The following is a 15,875-nucleotide window of genomic DNA, read 5'->3' on the forward strand; positions in this document are numbered from 1 at the left end:
TATGTTAGATATGCTTAAAGCGGGAGTTAACTATATCTTAGACCTTGGGGCAGCAGCGATGTTACCGATTATTCTGACCATTTTTGGGTTGATTCTAGGTCAGAAGCTAAGTAAATCTTTTCGAGCAGGTTTGACTGTGGGGATTGGTTTTACCGGTTTGAATTTAGTCATCGGGCTGTTGTCAGATTCAATCGGAAAGTCTTCTCAAGCGATGATTGAACGCTTGGGTTTGCAATTAGATATTTTAGATGTTGGTTGGCCGATCGGGGCAGCGATCACCTTTGCAACACCGATTGCGGTAATTTTGATTCCAGTCATTTTTATTTTTAATATTGTCTTGCTGCGTTTCAATCTGACGAAAACGATGGATGTGGATCTTTGGAATTATTGGCATCTGATTTTTCCAGGTGCAATGATCTATTATGCAACAGATTCGATTTGGATCGCGATTGTTTGTTCATTAGTCAACACGTTCATTATTTTCAAACTGGCCGATTGGACAGCGCCGGCAGTCGAGCATTTCTTCGGGTTGCCAGGAATTTCGCTGCCTCATGGAGAGACCGTCAATTTCGCGCCCCTGACTTATGCGTTGAATCGACTGTGGGATAAAATTCCCGGTATCAATAAAATCGATATCAACGCGAAAAATCTAAAGGAACGTTTAGGGATTTTTGGGGAACCGATGATGATCGGTCTGGTACTAGGGGTCGGAATGGGGTTATTGGCAGGATATGAGTCTCAGGCAATTATTCAATTAGGTGTTCAAACCTCAGCCGTGATGATCTTGATGCCGAGAATGGTGGCTTTACTGATGGAAGGCTTAGCGCCGATTGCTGAGGGAGCGAAAACCTTTATTCAAAAACGTTTCCCTGGAAAAGAAGTATACATTGGGCTAGATGCGGCAGTTGTTACGGCTCATCCAGCGATTATTACGGTAGCGTTGTTGATGGTACCGATCACGATTTTATTAGCGGCGGTCTTACCGTTTAATCGACTGTTGCCTTTTGCTGATTTGGCTGTACTGCCTTTTACAGTCATTTGGTCGGTAGCGGCTTCAAAGGGCAACATTTTTAGAGGATTATTGAATTCGATCGCATCGATTTGCATCGTATTATTCATCGCGACGAATTTAGGAGCGTTGACAACGACCATGGCCCATGCGGTAGGTTTTGCCTTCCCTGAAGGAGCGACAATGATCTCAGGGATCGATATGAGCAGTCATATTACCTTGTGGATAATGTTGAAATTGATCGATCCGTCCAATCTGCCAGCTTTCATGGCAGGAGCGATTGCCTTAGTGATGTATGGTGCTCTATGGTTCTGGACACGGAATGATATCAAAAAACAATACGGGATACCAACTGGAAAAGATGATCCAAAAAATACGATCAAAGGAGCTGAGATGAATGAATAAAAAACATATCTTGATCGCTTGCGGAACGGGTGTTGCTACCTCCACTGTCGTTTGTATGCGAGTGAGGGAAGAGCTGGAAAAGAATAATATTCCAGCAACCGTTGAACAATGTAAAGTCGCAGAATTGCCGTCAAAAATCCACGGAGCGGATCTGGTGGTGACCACGACAGCTTATGAAAGTGATGATATTCCCGTGATTCGTGCCTTGTCCTTTTTGACTGGTGTGGGGATCGAAGCGGACGTACAAAAGATTGTTGATATTTTAAGTTGACCGAAACAGCAAAAGGACAAAGGAGCGAGCCCATGAAAGGTAAGGTTGCGGTAGTCACCGGAGCAGCTAAGGGGATCGGAAAAGCCATTGCGAGAAAGTTTGCAGAAGCTGGAGCCTATACAGTGATTTTGGATTTTGATCAAACGAGCGGGGAACAAACGGCTGGGGAATTTTCTCAATCATACGCCAAATCGCTATTCATCCAAACCGATGTTTCAGATCCAGAATCATTGAAGGCAGCGAGCGAGCAGGTCTTAGCGCATTTTCAGCGGATCGACATTTTAGTAATCAATGCGGGGATTAGTTATCGGCACTCGATTAAGGAAATTTCGATTGAGGAATGGCAGCGTGTATTGCGTATCAATCTGGATGGCTCTTTTTACACATTGAAGGCTTTCTACGAATATTTCTCGGACGATGAGGGAAAGATCATCTTCATTACCTCCGGCTCAGCGATTACAGGGACTGGCGGCGGAATGCATTATGCTTCGTCTAAAGCTGGACAGCACGGATTGATGCGGGCTGCTTCAAAAGAATTTGGACCAAGAGGGATTAATGTCAACGCCATTGCGCCACGGGTGATTCAGACGGATATCTTAGATACGCTTTATCCCGATGAGTTGAGTCGGCAAGATCTGCTGAAAAAAATCCCGATTCACCGCATCGGCCAACCAGAGGACATCGCGAATTTAGCACTGTTTTTAGCTAGTCCGGAGAGTTCCTATATTCACGGACAGATTATTTTGGCAGATGGCGGTCGAACGTATTAAGGAGAATCTATGAAAAATATTTTAGTTGTGACGGGTACATCAGATAATAAACGAAATTTTGCAGTGAACTATATTGAGACTTTTATGCAGGAGCAAGGTGTGGAAGTCCAAGTTGAAGGGAAAAGTATCTATGATGTGTCGGAAGTAGCAGATGATATTTCAGTGATTGTTGCAATTGGTCAGCCGCAGTTTCAGACGGATATCCCGATTATTGATGGCACACCTTTCATCACCAAATTCAATATGGATACCTGCTGTCAACAGGTACTGGAGAAAATTTAAGAGTTACGCTGCAGCTCCTGTGATTCATTCGTTCTTTCATGATTAATGATGAAAAAAGGATGTCTTTAAACAGGGACAGGTATTGATTATGATAAGGGTGAGAGATAAGGAGAGGCTGGAAAATCCTAAAAGAACCTTTTCCAGAAAGAGTGGGGAAAAATAGAGTTCGGATATCTGAAACTTAGGTATCATCCAGCTTGTATCGTGTAGTGCAAAAAACTAGAAAAATCATAGTGAAAATCCTCCTTATTGGTCTTTAGTTATCCAATAATTTATGGTTTTCACTATGAATTTTTTTATCTGCACTCAGATGAGCGAAAACAAGGTGTTTGTGAAACTCCGTAACATTTGTTACGAGAAGCGCGTCATTGGAACATCGGATAAAGATGGTCTTGTGAAAAAAATCATTTATTGAAAGCGTTGACTCTCAGTGAAATCCCTCTTATGATGACAGTGTGACATATGTTAAATATAGGAACATATGGTAATAACTGGACGTAATTAAGAAAGATTCGTTATAGGAGGAAATAAAAATGAGTTATTCCGACGATGCACGATTACTGACGGAGATCGCTTCGATGTATTACGAAGAAGGAGCCAAACAATCGGAAGTTGCCAAGAAATTCAATATTAGTCGCTCGTTGGTTTCTAAATATTTAGCAAAAGCTCGTTCCTTAGGTTTAGTAGAAATTATTATTCACGATGATTTGGTCCATCCTTATCGTTTGTTAGAGGAAAAAATAATTGAGAAATTTGAATTGGATGAAGTGATCTGTATTGCCCCTGCAGCAGCTGAAATGTTGAATAAACGGATCGGCATCGCAGCTGGAAAATACTTGTCACGAATATTAAAAGGCGATGAAACAATTGGTGTTTCAGCTGGAATGGTGGTCCATGAAGCAGCACAAAACTTTCTGCCGAAAAATCAAATGGAGAATATCCGATTTATTCCCTTGGTTGGCGGTTTGGGGCAGGAGCATACGGCGTTGCAGGCTAATGTGGTCTGTGAGATTTTCGCCCGCAAGAGCGGCGGATCGGTGCTGGAGCTGCATGCGCCGATTACAGTAGATTCAGCCGAAGCGAAAAAGGTCTTTATGGCACAGTCCTTTATCAAGAATGTGTTTGATAAAGGGAAAAAAGCAGATATCGCGTTAGTGGGGATCGGCGGTTTACCAGCCTATTCCACCATGACGAAAGCATATTTGCCGAATGAAGAGGTGCCACTTAGAAAGGAATTATCTGCCGGTAATGTGTCGGGAGATATTTGTTACAACTTTATTGACGAGGAGGGCGAATTAACAGATTGTACCTGGAATGATCGAGTGTTAGCGATCAGTTTGGCGGAATTGAAGCAGATTCCAAAACGTATCGGTGTATCTGGCGGTAAGGAAAAGGTCAGCGGTATCCGAGCAGCGTTAAAGGGAAAATTGGTCAATGTTTTGATCACTGATGAAGAAACAGCGAAGACGTTATTAGACGAAGGATAAATAAAAATGGAGGCGCATAAATGATGGCAGCAACGAAAAACATCTCGATTCCGAATCGAGCAGGTTTGACGGACGAGAACTTGGTAGAGCTTTATCGCAGAATGTGGGAAATTCGTTTCTTTGACGAAAAAGTCGATCAGTTATTTGCGAAAGGTTTGATCCACGGGACAACGCACTTAGCGGTAGGTCAGGAAGCAACAGCGGCAGGCAGTGGAGCAGTTTTAAGAAAAACAGACTGGATCACAGCCACGCACCGCGGGCATGGTCAAACGATCGCCAAAGGAACGAACATCAATGAAATGATGGCGGAATTATTTGGTCGGACAACCGGAACCAACAATGGTAAGGGCGGTTCGATGCATATTGCTGATTTGGATACAGGAAATCTTGGCGCAAATGGGATCGTGGGTGGCGGCTTCCCAATTGCTACAGGAGCAGCGTTGACCTCAAAATTGAAAAAGAATGACACGGTTGCCTTGGCTTATGCCGGCGATGGTTCGACCAATGAAGGCAGCTTCCATGAATCCTTAAACTTGGCCTCAATCTGGGCGTTACCAGTAGTCTTCTTTATTGAAAATAATCAATACGGGATGAGCGGACCTTTCAAAACGATGATGAATGTTGATCGGTTATCTGAACGAGCAAAAGCTTATGGCATCGAAGGCATTACAATAGAAGGAAACGACGTGATTGAAGTCATCAACACGACTTTTGATGCGGTAGAAAAAGCCCGGCGCGGCGAAGGTCCAACCTTGATTGAAGCAATGACCTATCGTTGGAAAGGTCATTCGAAATCTGATGCGAAGAAATACCGCACGAAGGAAGAGGAAGAGGACTGGCGCAAGAATCGCGACCCGATCAAGTTGGCGCGTGAGAAATTTGTAGCGGCAGGGATTTTCACTGAAGAAGAAGCTGAAGACATTCGTCTAGCAGCGAAGCAAGCGATTGAAGATGCCGTGACCTTTGCAGAAGAAAGCCCAATGCCGGCGATCGAAAGCATGTTTGAAGACGTTTATTCGGATTAGAGGAGGAGCAGAAAATGAGAGAAATCACTTACGCGGAAGCAGTCAGAGAAGCGATGTCTGAAGCGATGCGAGAAGATGAAGATATTTTCATGTTAGGCGAAGACATCGGAGTTTATGGTGGCGCTTTCGGTGTTAGCCGCGGTATGGTAGAGGAATTTGGGGAGGAACGGGTTCGTTCGACACCAATCTCTGAATCTGTAATCGCAGGAGCAGCCGTTGGTTCGGCGATGACTGGTATGCGTCCGATTTTTGAGATTCAGTTTTCAGATTTCATTACGATCGCCTTGGATCAGATCGTCAATCAGGCAGCGAAGATTCGCTACATGTATGGCGGAAAAGCTCGGATTCCATTGGTGATGCGGACTCCTGGTGGTTCGGGAACCGGTGCGGCAGCCCAACACTCCCAAAGCTTAGAAAATTGGACAGCTCACGTTCCCGGTCTGAAAGTCATTCAGCCAGCGACTGCTTATGATGCGAAGGGCTTGCTGCATGCGGCGATTGAGGACAATAATCCGGTGATGTTTTATGAACATAAGTTGTGCTATCGGACAAGTTCGGATGTGCCGGAAGGAAAATACACGATCCCGATTGGTGTGGCCGATGTGAAACGAGAAGGAACGGATATTTCTGTTGTAGCAACGGGGATCATGGTGCATAAAGCATTGGAAGCAGCGGATATTTTGGCCGAAGAAGGTATTCAAATCGAAGTGGTTGATCCACGGACCTTAGTACCGTTAGATAAGCAAACGATCATTGATTCGGTTGTTAAGACAGGAAAAGCAGTGGTTGTGACAGAAGCCGTGAAGCGCAGCGGATTCAGTGCCGAGTTAGCTAGCGTGATCGCCGAAGAAGAATGTTTTGATTTCTTAGATGCACCGATCATTCGCTTGGCCGGCAAAGAAATTCCGATGCCTTATCATCCTGAGCTTGAGAAAAAAGCAGTGCCTCAAGTAGAGGATATTGTTGAGGCTTGTCGCGGATTGATGGCATAGGGGGGCGAAAAAATGGCGAATGAAGTATTGATGCCGAAGTTAAGTTCCACGATGGATGTCGGAACGATCACGACTTGGCTGAAAAATGAAGGCGATTCCGTGGAAATCGGAGAAGCGATTTTTGAAGTGATGACCGATAAAATCGCGATCGAAGTGGAAGCCTATGATGAAGGGATTTTACTCAAAAAATATATCGGCGACGGGGATAGCGCACCAGTGAACTCCGTGATTGCCTACATCGGTGAAGCCGGGGAAGACGTTCCCGCGGAAATGCCAGACGCTGAAGCTGAATTAGAGACAGCAGAAGAAACCAAAGCTGAAGAAGCAGCGGAAACAGTTGAATCCGTTGAAGAAATTACAGCTGCAACAACAAAAGTCCGGGCAACACCAGCAGCTCGCAGGATCGCTCGCGAAAAAGGGATTGATCTGCAAAAAGTGAAGGGCTCAGGACCAAAAGGTCGAATTCAAGCGTTAGATGTGAAGGAATATCAAGAACCAGTTGTTGCAGCAGCGACGTCAAAATCTGCTGAAGGCGAACTGATTCCTTGGAGCGGCATGCGTAAAGCAATCGCTGACAAGATGTCGGAAAGTAAACAGACGATCCCGCATGTCACAATGAATGCTGAAGTCGATCTGACAAAAGTCATCGAATTACGAAAACAATTATTACCGATGGTAGAAGAACGAACCGATGAACGGTTATCTTTCTTAGAAATTATCGCAAAAGCGGTGATGGTTGCATTGAAAGCGTATCCTGAATTCAACGCGAATGCTTATGCTGAAGGAATCAAACAATTTGATCATGTCAATCTTGGCGTAGCCGTTGCTGTGGAGGCTGGATTAGTCGTGCCAGTCGTAGAAAAAGCGGATCAAAAGGGGTTAAGCGAGTTAACGGCAGCGGTAAAAGCTGTGACGAAGAAGGCTCGTGACGGTCAATTGATGCCAGCAGAAATGAGCGGCGGAACCTTTACGATCAGTTCATTAGGCCACAGCAAGGTTCAAACGTTTAACCCAATCATCAATTTACCAGAAGTGGCAATCTTAGGCGTTGGCGGAAGTTACGACAAGCTAGTGGTGGAAAATACACCAGAAGGACCACAGGTAGCAACGATCACAGCATTGAATCTTTGCCTGTCCTTTGACCATCGAGTAGCAGACGGCGCACCAGCCGCAGCATTCTTAAGTATGATCGTTGAGTTGTTAGAAAATCCAATGAGCTTATTGTTGTAGGATGCCAGTTCAACTTTTTGCAGTTTAATAAAAAGGAAGCTACAAGCAAAAATCATGTGAAGTAATTATGGAGTGAATGGTTTAGTTGAATGATATACGGCATTCGAATCGGCCTAATTTTTCACCAGAAAAATTATTTCATACTTACGAATAAGGAGTCGTATATATGACGAAAAAAACTGATACAGTCGTGATCGGCGCAGGACCTGGCGGGTACGTAGCGGCCATTCGTGCGGCGCAGTTGGGACAAAAGGTGACCGTAGTAGAAGCAGAGCATATTGGTGGTGTATGTTTAAATATTGGGTGTATTCCGTCCAAAGCCTTGATCACTGCGGGCCATCGTTACCAAGAAGCACAGCACTCTGACTTTCTAGGACTAAGCGTGAAGGATGCGCAGCTGGACTTTACGAAGACACAGCAATGGAAAGACCAGCAGGTTGTGAAGACTCTGACCTCTGGTGTAGGAATGCTTTTAAAGAAAAATGGCGCAGAAGTGATTATGGGGCGGGCGCAATTTACTGGTCCGCAAAGTATGACGATCACCACGAAAAATGGCGAAGAAAAACTAGAATTCAAGCATGCCATCGTTGCAACCGGCAGTCGGCCGATTGAAATCCCCGGCTTTAAGTTTGAGGGGCGGGTCTTGGATTCCACAGGTGGATTGAATTTGAAGGAAATTCCAAAGAAGCTGATCATTATCGGCGGCGGGATCGTCGGCTCAGAACTGGGTGGTGCGTATCGCAACCTCGGTTCGGAAGTCACGATTATTGAAGGCAGTCCGAATATCGTACCAAATTTCGAAAAGGATATTTCCGAATTAGTCGCGAAGCGCTTCAAACAAAATGGCGTGAATGTCTTTACCAATGCAAAAGCGAAAAAAGCCGATGAAACGAAAAACGGTGTAGCGGTCGAATTTGAAGTTAAAGGTAAGGCGCAAACGATCGAAGCGGATTATGTGATGGTCACTGTGGGTCGCCGACCGAATACAGAAAACTTAGGCTTGGAAAAAGCGGGAGTCAAGCTCACCGAGAGAAATCTAGTTAAGGTCGATGAGCAGTATCGCACCTCTCAGAAAACAATTTTTGCTATCGGTGATATTGTTGAAGGCTTAGCACTGGCTCACAAAGCCAGTTATGAAGCCAAAGTTGCGGCAGAAGTTATCGGCGGGAAAAACGTCGCGAAGGATTATCGGGCGATTCCAGCCATCTGCTTCACTGATCCAGAAGTGGCAACGGTTGGCTATACGTTAGCGGAAGCAAAGGCAGCGGGAATCAAAGCTAAGACAGCGAATTTCCCGATGCAGGCCAATGGTCGAGCGTTGTCGTTGAATGCGACTGAAGGCTTTGTCCGCTTGGTCTTTGAATCGGAGACCGAATTAGTTTTGGGTGCTCAAATCGTCGGCGTCAATGCCAGTGATCTAGTGGCTGAGATTACTCTGGCAATCGAATCCTATCTGACATTGGAGGATATTTCCCTAACGATCCATGGGCATCCGACCTTATCAGAAATGGTGATGGATGCCTGCGAAGTCGGGCTGGGAATGCCGATTCATATGTAAAAGAAAAAGTTATGCCAATTTTTATTCGGCATAACTTTTTTTGCACTATTTTTTTCCTAATTCTTCGTCTTTGCGGATCGTGGCGTCAATGCCTTTGATCACGGTTGAGATAAAGGCATTATCCTCTAATTCAACGATTCCTGCGACAGTTGTTCCGCCGGGCGAGCTTACCCGATCGATCAGTGTCCATGGATTTTCATTGCTGTTCGCTAAGGTTTGCGCGCTTCCAAGAATTGCTTGGGTCGCCATTTCTAAGGCAATGTCTTTTGGTAAGCCGTTTTTTACCGCCGCGCGCGCAATGGAGTCAATAAATAAGAACGTATAAGCAGGCGAACTGCCGGCAATCGCTGTGAAGATGGAGAAATATTTTTCTTCCAACGGCCATGCTTTACCAACCGCGTTGAATAGATCGATGATCGAATCGACGTCTTCTTTTGTGGCACTTGGATTTCCACAAACCGCCGCCGCACCTTCACCGACCATTGCGTTCATATTCGGCATTACCCGTACGATTCGGATTGGCTGATCGGTTTCAAATACTTCGTAAATGGCTTCTGTACTGGTTCCAGCTGCAATCGAAACGATCAACGGATCATTTTTCAGGATCGCGTCCTTCGCCTCCAGTAAGACACCTTTAATCACATTGGGCTTGACGGCCAAAATCAATGTATCAACCGTTTGGATAACTTCTTGCGGATCACTCAATGCATGAGCACCAACTTTGTCTGCAAAGGCTTGAACCTTCTCTGTTGAAATATCATATAGATAAATATCCTCGGGCTTGCTGAAGCCTTTTTGTACAATGCCTTCAACAATCGCAGATGCCATATTTCCAGCACCGATAAAACCAATTTTCATAGTAAATCCTCCTTATTCGTTTTAATGAATTAATTTTTCATGGAAAAATTAGTTCGATTCGAATGCCGTATATCATTCAACAAAACTGTTCACACTGTTGCTTTACTCAATTTTTGATACTGAACTTTCTTCTTAAATGAACTGCAAAAAGTTGAACTGACATCCTTATTCGTTTGAATGAATTAATTTTTCATGGAAAAATTAGTTTGATTCGAATGCCGTATATCATTCAACAAAACTGTTCACACTGTTGTTTTACTCAATTTTTGATACTGAGTTTTCATCTTAAGCGAACTGCAAAAAGTTGAACTGACATCCTCAAAAGTGTTTGAATCAAATGTGCTAATTTCATAAAAGTGGTACAATCAATAAAGAAATTATAAGTGGATGGACGCTTAATTAAAATAGTGTAGATAAAGAAGAAAGTGTTTGATTCTAAGGTGGTAAAGAAATGGATGTAACGACAACACAATATGCCAGTTTTTATCAGTTCTTGAGGACGTTGGATTGCTATCTTGGGGACGATGGTCAAATGATCGGTGAAGTGCAACATTTCGCAGAGAATCCGCAACGAGAGATCGCGGCGTTTGTCACGAGGAAGACGAGTGACCAGATTGAAGTGCCTGCTAATTTTATCCGTATACTGTATGTGATGAAAGGCAATGTGCTTGTTTCCATTGATAGTTCTGAGAAAAAATTGAGTACGGGTGGATTGGTTCTGACGAATGCTGAAACGAAGCTTTCCTATAGTGGAAATGACGAAGCTGAGGTAATTGCCTTTTACTTCAAACCGAGCTATTTTACGGAATCCTTGTTAGGACAATTTTTTGAAGAGCCGCTGCTGTATCGTTTTTTTGTGGAGGCATTGAGCGATGAGCTTGTCGGTATTTCGCGCTTTCTTGTATATGCGTTTAGTGATAACAGTGATGTACATTTTTATGCGTTACTCTTATTGAAACAGATCGTAAAAATGGCGTACTTCAATAACAAAGTAACCAAGTCTGCGTTTGTCTTGTTAATTGTCGAGCTCAGTCAGGCCGCACCTGAGCATTTGATTGCTAAGGATAGTTTTGTTTCAAATGGGCAATTGACGGAGGAAGTTTTAGCCTATATTGATGTCCGGTTGGAACAAGTGACCTTAGAAGAAGTGGCGCAAAAATTTCATTTCCATCCCAATTATTTATCCAGTCTATTGAAGGAGAAGACGGGATATTCCTTTACGGAAATCGTCTTGTTGAAAAGGATCGAGCGCTGTAAAAGCTATTTGGAACAAACGGATCTGACAGTGCAGACGATTGTGGAACGCTTGGGCTATAAGGACAAAGCTTTTTTCTACAAACGTTTCAAGCAGATCGAAGGCATTACGCCTCGGCAATACCGAAAAAAATGTGAGAGGAAGAAAACACATGTATGAAGATATATTTGCTGAAGTTCAGTTGACTGTTGTGGAGCAGCCGATCGAATGGGTTGATAATTTACCACTTTATCGCGGGCATATCAAAGAATTACCATTTATTACGGGGGAAGGGTCCTCTAAAAAAGACCTGTACCGCCAATTGGCAGAACAATATCAAGAATATGCAGCGTTGAACCAGGTTGAGGACAAAGAGGAGGAAATGACATCTTCTTTACTAACCGCGGATCAATTGCTGAAATATTATGATGGCGAGACCTTCGATGGTTTTTCTTTGGGAGATTTATTGAAGGACGAATAGAGCAAGTTTGTATCCCTTTTGAAACGTTTCCAGTAGACTAGAGGAAAAAGGAGCTGAAGAGATGGCAACGATTGAAGAATACATCAATGACGCTGAAAAAGATCAGCAGCCAATGTTGAAAGAGATTTATCAACTGATCAAAGAAATGGTTCCACCAGAAACGACGGAAAAACTCTCTTACGGGATGCCAACATTTCATTTAACGGAAAACTTGGTGCATTTTGGTGCGATGAAAAAGCATCTGGGCTTTTACCCAACGCCAAGCGCAATGGAGGAATTCCAAGAGCAACTAAAGGAGTACAAAACGTCAAAAGGAGCCCTGCAGATTCCTTATACGCAGGAACTGCCGCGGAATCTTATCAAAGAAATGGTGCGTTTTCGCCTGAAGGAAGTGATGGAGAAAAATGCTTAAGGGAATCGAGATCATGTTATATGTCAACGATGTCGCAGGTTCAGCGGCCTTTTGGCAGGAAGGGTTAGGCGGTAAGATTCTTTCGCAGCAAACGATGCCGGATGGCTCCTTGCAGGTAACAGTAGAATTATTTGATTCGGTGCATTTGATCTTGTTCGATCGCAAATTCATCGAAACTGTTTCCCCTGAAGTCGTCGATAATTTTCCTTCGTTGCTGCTGAAGGTGACAGATTTAGAGAGTTATCACGAACGATTGCAAAAGCTTAGTCCGAATGTAAATCCGATCATGGAGCAAGGTGGAAGACGTTTATTCAATTTCGCCGATCCCGAAGAAAATTATTTTGTATTGAGCGAGTGACCTTCAAGTAATTGAAGGTTATTTTTTGTGATCTTAATTGGTTCTCAACACTGCTCATAGAATCCTCTGCTGTTTCTTGGACGAATATCATCAAACTGTTAGTTGATTTAAGTCAAAATACTTGTGAATTGTTGTATTATCTTAAATGGAAAAAGAGCTTTCATTGATTAATTTATTCAGAGGAGAGAACTATGGTACAAATTTTGTTGGGATTGTTAGGGGTCCTATTGGCTTACTATCTTTTTTATTTTATTCGCGATTTGGTTTCGTCTCGCAAAAATTGGGGCGGCGGAAACTTTTTAGTTTCGGGCGTAATCGGATTTATTACGGATGCGATGGATACGTTGGGAATCGGTAGCTTTGCGCCGACGACGATGCTGGTGGAAATGACTAAGCAGCTGGATAATGACCGTCAATTGCCAGGAACATTGAACGTTTCTCACACAGTACCGGTAATTATCGAGGCCTTTATTTTTATCACGGTAGTTAAAGTAGCACCATTGACATTATTCTCATTAGTGATTGCGGCGATCGCAGGTTCGTACATTGGATCGAAAACAGTGAGCAAGCTGCCGGAGAAAAAAGTGCAATTCTATATGGGTGTTGCCTTGATCGTCACAGCGGCATTAATGGCGTTAAAACAATTGGGCTTGCTTGATTTACTGGGAACGGGGAATCATTTAACTGGTCTGACTGGCGTACGTTTAATCATCGGGATCGTCGGAAACTTTATCCTAGGCGCGTTGATGACTATCGGTGTAGGCCTTTATGCGCCATGTATGGCGTTGGTGTACATGCTGGGCTTGAATCCTTTGGTTGCCTTTCCGATCATGATGGCTTCATGTGCAGGACTGATGCCGGTTGCTGGTGTCAACTTTATTAAATCGGGGGATTACTCCCGCAAAGTCAGCTTGGCGATTACGATCGGCGGAATCATCGGTGTGATCGTGGCGACACGTTTTGTTACTGGCTTGAACATGACTGTTTTAACATGGATCGTGATCGTGGTAGTAATCTACTCAGGTTTCACATACATCCGTAAAGGCATGCATGAATTTGCTGGAAGTTTGAAGAAGTCTTAGAGAGAAATCTCTAGGGCTTTTTTTAAAAAACGCGTAACTGACTGTTTATTGCGAGGGATATAATAGATAATATTTTTAACAATCTATCTGATGGGAGAAATTATGGATCAGGAACTATTAATCATTGAGTTGCTTTCTGCGGCGGAGCCGATTTATGTACAAGCGCAAAAAAATCGTCACAAGAATCTGATCTTTGCCTTTCTATATTCAGTAGTCGTCTGTGTATTGGTTTTCGGGCTCGGTAGTTTTATTTATCAACGTTTGAGATGGCAAGATGGAGTGGCTGATAGCAATTATTGGCTGCAAAGTTCAGCTGTATTGGGAATTCTAATTGCAGCATTAGCAGGGCTGTTTTTCAGCGTAAATGCGATCCAAGGAATTATTCTGCGACGATCTTTCCAACGCTTTTTGGTTCGATGTGTTCAAAAGGCAGAAAAATATCCGATCGTTTTTCAAGATGCCGATTCCTATTATTTAGCAGAACAATTAGAAAAAAAGAAGATTCGACTGTCGAAGGAAGAGTGTATCGAACTATTGACTACGCTTGATGATGCGAAGGTTTATTTGGGAAATCGGCAAGTATTCTTGGGCTTTTCGTCTTTGCAGCTATTTGTTTTGACGGAGGAACCAACATCCATAACGATGCCTGCTCCAAAGAGTTCAAAGATCAATCGCAAATGGCTAATTTTACTCCTTTGCTTGGTCTTAGGACTGGCAGGAATTTTCGCTAACCGTCATCAAAATAACTCATCAGAGGATACAGTTTCGACGATATCCTCAAGCGAGGCACCGCGGTCGAGTACTGGCTTGCTGATGCAGCAGGGAACGCCGCCGAACAAACAAGTAAATCAAGCCAATTATTTGGATTTCAATAATGAGACAAATGAACTTTATATGACCACCGATAGCGGTACATCTTGGTCATTTGTACCCTTAAAAGCGGAATGGCTGCGCTCAGGCAGCTATTTGCTGACGAGCGGCGAGATTCCAATGGGCTATTGGATGGATAAAACTTATGACGTTTCGCAGGATTTTTCGTGGTTTATTTATTCACAGAACGAAAAGGCTCTGAATTTTCTCATTTCCAATGATAATGGCAAGACTTGGCAAAAATCACTCGTATCTGAAAACGCTCAATGGATTCGTTACCGCAAAGCCCAATTTTTCGCTGATGGCAGTGGGGTATTGGTCTATTCTAATGCCTCACCGGAAGTTTCTTCGGAAGGCTTGGAGATTTATCAAACGAATGATCACGGCAAAACGTGGTCGCGGAGTAATGGTACGACAATCAGTCAACCGATTCAAAATGTCAGCTTCGTTAATCCGACATTGGGCTTTGTTTCGACAAGAGAAAAGCTATATTACACCAATAATAGCGGCAGCTCCTTCAAAGAGGCGGTCGTGACGATTCCAGCGGATTATCAGACAGGTGGTCTGGATCTTTTCCAATCCCCTAACGAGGTAACCCAAGTCACCGCCAATCAATTAGAGACGAAGCTCTATTTATTGAAAATGAGCGGGATCGATCAAGGAAAGATGTTTGCTTGTTTGTATCGCTCTTCCGATAATGGCGAAACATGGCAGTTTGCGGAGCAGCTTTCGGAGGTAAAATCGACTGAATAATTTTTTCCTTTTATAAAGATAGCGACACTTTCTTGCTTGAGAAGGTGTCTTTTTTTTCAAAGGATTTCGTTTGAAAAAAACAAATGTGCTGTTTACAATAGGAACGACCTAATAAAGAGGAGCAATGTTATGGAATTAACGAGTGAGGATTTCCAATTGTTTGAGCGGGATCTTTTTGCATTCCAGCAATTGAAGGAGAGATATTCTAACGAAGCAATTGAAGAAATAAAGCAAGGTTATAAAGAGCACTGGCAAAAGTGGAAAACACTGCAGCAAACCGTTGCCCAAGCATTACTGGAAGACTATCGAATGGACAAGCCTAAAATTGAAAGCTGGACCAATGGCTGGAATCTACGGAGTCATTTTTGGAGTGCTTATCGCGATCCCATGCAGCTCAATCAAAATGCTTGTTTGGCGGTATTATTGAACAAAAAGCAATTTCAAGTGTATTTAATGTTCCAACATTACAAAAGTGAAGAACGCAATGGCAGTCTAGCGGAGTATAATGGATTGCTGGATAAGCTGCAGGATTGGAGCAAGGCTGTAGACATCAAAGATTACTATATCTGGCCGCAAGTCGAGCATGAACTGACGGATCATCTGCCGTTGACAGAATTTCTAGCGGATCCCTCGCAGCCTGAAAAATTACGACTAGCGATGGAGGGACGGAGTTTTCAATTGGGAAAATTATTTTTTAATACGACTAGTATCCCCAATGTCGCTGAAGCAACGGTCCAAGCAATGAAAGAATTAGCGCCGTTGTATTTTATGTTAAATCAGCCGAATTAATTTATGAGA

17 protein-coding genes are annotated in these 15,875 nt (G+C 43.4%); 16 read left to right on the top strand and 1 reads right to left on the bottom strand.

Annotated elements, in window-relative coordinates:
- Nucleotide 1: 1 nt before the first annotated feature.
- From E6139_RS06735 to lpdA, 9 genes are all read left to right on the top strand, one after another.
- Nucleotides 2-1,414: a PTS galactitol transporter subunit IIC gene (locus E6139_RS06735; RefSeq protein WP_316402294.1), complete on the top strand. Its 1,413-nt coding sequence runs from the start codon at nt 2-4 to the stop codon at nt 1,412-1,414.
- Nucleotides 1,407-1,685: a PTS sugar transporter subunit IIB gene (locus tag E6139_RS06740; protein WP_316402295.1), complete on the top strand. Its 279-nt coding sequence runs from the start codon at nt 1,407-1,409 to the stop codon at nt 1,683-1,685. Before E6139_RS06735 ends, E6139_RS06740 begins: the two co-directional genes overlap by 8 nt.
- Before the next feature lie 32 nt (nt 1,686-1,717).
- Nucleotides 1,718-2,455, top strand: coding sequence for an SDR family NAD(P)-dependent oxidoreductase (locus tag E6139_RS06745; protein WP_316402296.1), 738 nt, complete (start codon nt 1,718-1,720; stop codon nt 2,453-2,455).
- A gap of 9 nt (nt 2,456-2,464) precedes the next feature.
- Nucleotides 2,465-2,737 (top strand): hypothetical protein, encoded by a 273-nt coding sequence (locus tag E6139_RS06750; RefSeq protein WP_316402297.1) that lies wholly within the window; start codon nt 2,465-2,467, stop codon nt 2,735-2,737.
- 533 nt (nt 2,738-3,270) lie between these two features.
- On the top strand, nt 3,271-4,224 hold the full coding sequence (locus tag E6139_RS06755) for a sugar-binding transcriptional regulator (RefSeq protein ID WP_316402298.1): 954 nt from the start codon (nt 3,271-3,273) through the stop codon (nt 4,222-4,224).
- Between the two features lie 20 nt (nt 4,225-4,244).
- Nucleotides 4,245-5,249 carry a thiamine pyrophosphate-dependent dehydrogenase E1 component subunit alpha gene (locus E6139_RS06760; protein WP_316402299.1) on the top strand — a complete coding sequence of 335 codons (1,005 nt, stop codon included), beginning with the start codon at nt 4,245-4,247 and terminating at the stop codon, nt 5,247-5,249.
- Nucleotides 5,250-5,263: 14 nt separating this feature from the next.
- Nucleotides 5,264-6,241, top strand: coding sequence for an alpha-ketoacid dehydrogenase subunit beta (locus tag E6139_RS06765; RefSeq protein WP_316402300.1), 978 nt, complete (start codon nt 5,264-5,266; stop codon nt 6,239-6,241).
- Nucleotides 6,242-6,253: 12 nt separating this feature from the next.
- Nucleotides 6,254-7,471, top strand: a complete 1,218-nt coding sequence (locus E6139_RS06770) for a dihydrolipoamide acetyltransferase family protein (protein WP_316402301.1) — start codon at nt 6,254-6,256, stop codon at nt 7,469-7,471.
- 166 nt (nt 7,472-7,637) lie between these two features.
- Nucleotides 7,638-9,029, top strand: a complete 1,392-nt coding sequence (gene lpdA / locus E6139_RS06775; RefSeq protein ID WP_316402302.1) for a dihydrolipoyl dehydrogenase — start codon at nt 7,638-7,640, stop codon at nt 9,027-9,029.
- A gap of 45 nt (nt 9,030-9,074) precedes the next feature.
- Here lpdA and proC read toward each other — a convergent pair whose 3' ends face one another.
- Nucleotides 9,075-9,887 (bottom strand): pyrroline-5-carboxylate reductase, encoded by an 813-nt coding sequence (gene proC, locus E6139_RS06780; protein WP_316402303.1) that lies wholly within the window; start codon nt 9,885-9,887, stop codon nt 9,075-9,077.
- A gap of 451 nt (nt 9,888-10,338) precedes the next feature.
- On the opposite strand from proC, the gene E6139_RS06785 reads away from it, so the two are divergent.
- The 7 genes from E6139_RS06785 (at nt 10,339) to E6139_RS06815 (ending at nt 15,866) form a co-directional block, all read left to right on the top strand.
- Complete coding sequence (locus E6139_RS06785; RefSeq protein WP_316402304.1) at nt 10,339-11,301, top strand: AraC family transcriptional regulator; 963 nt, start codon at nt 10,339-10,341, stop codon at nt 11,299-11,301.
- The gene (locus E6139_RS06790) at nt 11,294-11,602 is read left to right on the top strand and encodes a hypothetical protein (RefSeq protein WP_316402305.1); all 309 of its coding nucleotides are present in this window, start codon (nt 11,294-11,296) and stop codon (nt 11,600-11,602) included. The genes E6139_RS06785 and E6139_RS06790 overlap by 8 nt, the downstream gene beginning before the upstream one ends.
- A gap of 61 nt (nt 11,603-11,663) precedes the next feature.
- A complete protein-coding gene (locus tag E6139_RS06795) occupies nt 11,664-12,014 on the top strand; it encodes an iron chaperone (protein WP_316402306.1) in 351 nt (116 codons plus the stop codon).
- On the top strand, nt 12,007-12,372 hold the full coding sequence (locus tag E6139_RS06800) for a VOC family protein (RefSeq protein ID WP_316402307.1): 366 nt from the start codon (nt 12,007-12,009) through the stop codon (nt 12,370-12,372). Before E6139_RS06795 ends, E6139_RS06800 begins: the two co-directional genes overlap by 8 nt.
- A gap of 191 nt (nt 12,373-12,563) precedes the next feature.
- Complete coding sequence (locus E6139_RS06805) at nt 12,564-13,454, top strand: sulfite exporter TauE/SafE family protein (protein ID WP_316402308.1); 891 nt, start codon at nt 12,564-12,566, stop codon at nt 13,452-13,454.
- Nucleotides 13,455-13,556: 102 nt separating this feature from the next.
- Nucleotides 13,557-15,077 (top strand): VPS10 domain-containing protein, encoded by a 1,521-nt coding sequence (locus E6139_RS06810; RefSeq protein WP_316402309.1) that lies wholly within the window; start codon nt 13,557-13,559, stop codon nt 15,075-15,077.
- Nucleotides 15,078-15,206: 129 nt separating this feature from the next.
- Nucleotides 15,207-15,866, top strand: coding sequence for an HI_0552 family protein (locus E6139_RS06815; RefSeq protein WP_316402310.1), 660 nt, complete (start codon nt 15,207-15,209; stop codon nt 15,864-15,866).
- Nucleotides 15,867-15,875 lie beyond the last annotated feature (9 nt).

It is taken from the genome of Enterococcus sp., from assembly GCF_032555305.1.
In the GTDB taxonomy this organism is placed as follows: Bacteria; Bacillota; Bacilli; order Lactobacillales; family Enterococcaceae; genus Enterococcus_A.